Below are 3,026 nucleotides of genomic sequence, written 5' to 3' on the forward strand. Positions count from 1 at the left end.
ATCTCCTGTTCCTGGCATCTAAGCCGAAGTCAGGTAGAAATTCCACTTATCCCCGCTGTGCAGATTTCCCGAGCCAGCTCTCAACTACCGCTACGGCAGCATCGTTTGTGATCTGGAGAGGCGGTGCATCGTGGCATTGTTGCCCGACCGGGAAATGGCAACGGTGGAAGCGTGGCTTGCCGATCATCCAAGCATCACGGTCGTGTCGCGAGATCGCGGCGGTGGCTACGGCGAGGCGACGGCTCGAGCCTTGCCGAACACGATGCAAGTAGCAGATCGCTGGCATCTTATGGAAAATGCGAGTGGCGCGTTTCTGGATGCCGTCCGCAAATCGATGCGCGATATCCGTCGCTCAATGAGCCCTTCCACGGTCAAACCCGACCTTCTGACACGAGCAGAGCGCATACAGTATGAAGGTTATCTCCGGCGCGAAGAGGTCAACAAAGCCATCACGGCCATGAAAGACGAAGGCCTTTCACTGAAGGAGATCGTTCGCCGAACCGGTATCAGCCGCGGAACAGTGCGCAAGATTGCCCGTGGCATTCAGAACGATGTGTTCCGTGTTCGGGAAAGCTCCCTTGATGCTTATTTGCCGATCCTGGACGCGCTCTGGATTGAGGGCTGTCACAATGGTGCAGAACTGTGGCGACGTCTGCAAGCGAGAGGCTTCAGAGGGTCGCTGAGGGTGGTTACGGAATGGACGACCCGTCGCCGGCGGGCGGATCGCCTCTGCCTGACCGACCTTCAACGCGTCCCTTCGGCCCGCAAAATTGCCCGCATGATGACAACTAACCGGAACAACTTGACGAGGACCGACGCCGTGATAGTCGCAAATATCGAGAAGAGCGTCCCGGCACTAGCTACGGCGAGAACGTTGCTTGACCGGTTCCAGACGATGATCCGCAAGAGAAATATATCTGACTTGAGCCCTTGGATCAGCGATGCCAAATCAAGCCTGATTGCCTCCTTTGGGAACGGCGTTTCCAAAGACATCGATGCCATTCGCAATGCTATCGAACAGCCATGGTCAAGCGGTCAGGTTGAAGGCCAGATCAACAAACTGAAAATGGTGAAGCGGCAGATGTACGGCCGGGCGAAAATCGATCTCCTTCAAGCCCGCCTTGTCGGACCATCATGATCAAACGTCATCGAAAGTGCGTCTGACCCAAATTTGCACGCCGGAACACACGTCAAATAGCGAGGCGAGCAAGTTGTTACCGCGGCACTGAATTGGCCAGGAGCGGTAGGACCAATTACAATCAGTGGCCTCCAACCGGTCTTCGTTGATGTCGACATGGACCTAGCCGGAATCGATCAGTGGGCGGCCACTGAAAGGTTCAACCCCAACGTCGCTGCAGTTTTAGTCACTCACCTTTTTGGGAACAATGTTCTCGCCCCCTATGGGAGGTCTGCAGCGCGTGCTCAAGGCATCAGTGTGATCGACGACATCTGCCAATCGATCGGAGCCGCGAAACCAATCGTCGGCGGTGCACATCTCGATGCAGACGCACTCGCTCTATCCGGAAGCGGCGCCAAGCACCTTGGGGGGGCGAGTTAGGATTTGTCATTACGGAAGACGCCAACTTGATTGCACATGTTGATCGCGTATCGCTGTCCAGCTCGTCTCGGAGTGGAGCGCGAATATTCTCGCCCTATTCCCAAGGGTACAACTACAGGCCTAACGTATTCTCTTCATCTATAGCGAAGCTGCGGGTCACTGAGATGGATACGCAACTCCAAATCCGAAGAGACAATAGCAAGCTTTTATGGGAGATGATCAGCGAACTTGTGGGTATATTTCCTCTTTTCGACCCATCTGACTGCGACCATTCGATGCTCAACTTTCCCCTCCGGATCGAACCTGCGGCACTTGGCTTCGCGCCAGGCCCGGATGCAAGGGATTTCGTGGGCAGATCGCTGCAGGCCGAAGGCGTGCCTATCTGTGTTTGGCTCACGAAGCCCGTATTCGAATATCTTCCGGACATTTGCGACAAGTGGAAGGCCGCCGATTTTCCAAACACAGTGAAACTCTTGGATACGATGTTTTGCGTCTCCGAGATTGCGCCGCCCAACGATGGCGAATTGATGGAGCTTTATGCAGAGGCGTTTCACAAGGTTTGGAATGCTCTTCATAAGCAAGGTCCGAAGATCGCCGCAGGAGCAACTTCCGGCTGAGCACCGCGCGTCGCACCAATTTCCCAGTGCCGCAATGGTCAACATCCGATTGGTTTCACTCGTACTCTGCCCAATGCTCGGAAGATTGAAAGCTGCACCGGGACAAAACTCAGAGCGTTTCTACAACGAGGACTCCTTGTATGCCTTTTTCAAAAAGTCCCGAATTACTCATCTTCGCCTGCGACGGGGTTCTCGTTGATAGCGAGCTTGCAACCACGGTGCACATCGAAGCTTTGGCGAAATACGGCTTTATCATATCCGCTGAAGATCATAACGATCGCTTCATAGGAATGACTGGCCAGCAAAGTTATTCAGTCACAGAATCCGAGGGCGGCTTACGACTACCGGAGGATCATCATGAACGTGTGATGGCCGAAGTTGCAAATCGATATACTCGTGATCTGCGTGCAACCAGCGGCGTTCGGCAAACCTTGGAAGCTATCGAGTTAAGGAAGTGCGTGACCTCGAACGGTGATGTTGCGCAGCTCTGCTTGGCACTTAAAGTCACAGACCTGGATGATTTCTTTTGGCCCCATGTCTTCAGCGCTTCGCAAGTTGCGCGTGGTAAGCCAGCGCCGGATCTCTTTTTGTTTGCAGCACAGAATATGAACACACCGGCTGGCAGTTGTCTCGTTATTGAAGAGAGTGTTGCTGGAACTCAGGCGGCGGTCGCAGCCGGCATGATGGTGATTGGCTTCGTAGGTGGCTCTCATTGCCTTGCTGGGCATGGAGACAGACTGATAGAGGCAGGTGCCACAAAGCTGTTTAGCCGGCGATGTCACGTTGTTTCATGGACGCCTGAACAAGGCGCTTGTTTGTGACGTCAGGCAGTTGCGCCGGTCACGGCTTTC

Annotated in this window: 1 protein-coding gene and 2 pseudogenes; all 3 read left to right on the forward strand. The window is 54.4% G+C overall.

Features of this window, described 5'->3' with window-relative positions; all coding sequences use genetic code 11:
- Positions 1-88 precede the first annotated feature (88 nt).
- Positions 89-1,138, forward strand: a pseudogene (locus tag BS629_RS37890) (ISL3 family transposase); the annotation flags it as partial.
- A 60-nt stretch (positions 1,139-1,198) separates the two neighbouring features.
- Positions 1,199-2,175: pseudogene (locus BS629_RS40420) on the forward strand (DegT/DnrJ/EryC1/StrS family aminotransferase); the annotation flags it as partial.
- A gap of 140 nt (positions 2,176-2,315) precedes the next feature.
- Complete coding sequence (locus tag BS629_RS37900; RefSeq protein ID WP_077988842.1) at positions 2,316-2,996, forward strand: HAD-IA family hydrolase; 681 nt, start codon at positions 2,316-2,318, stop codon at positions 2,994-2,996.
- The last annotated feature ends 30 nt before the right edge of the window (positions 2,997-3,026 follow it).

The organism is Rhizobium leguminosarum bv. viciae USDA 2370 (assembly GCF_002008365.1).
Lineage (GTDB): Bacteria > Pseudomonadota > Alphaproteobacteria > Rhizobiales > Rhizobiaceae > Rhizobium > Rhizobium leguminosarum.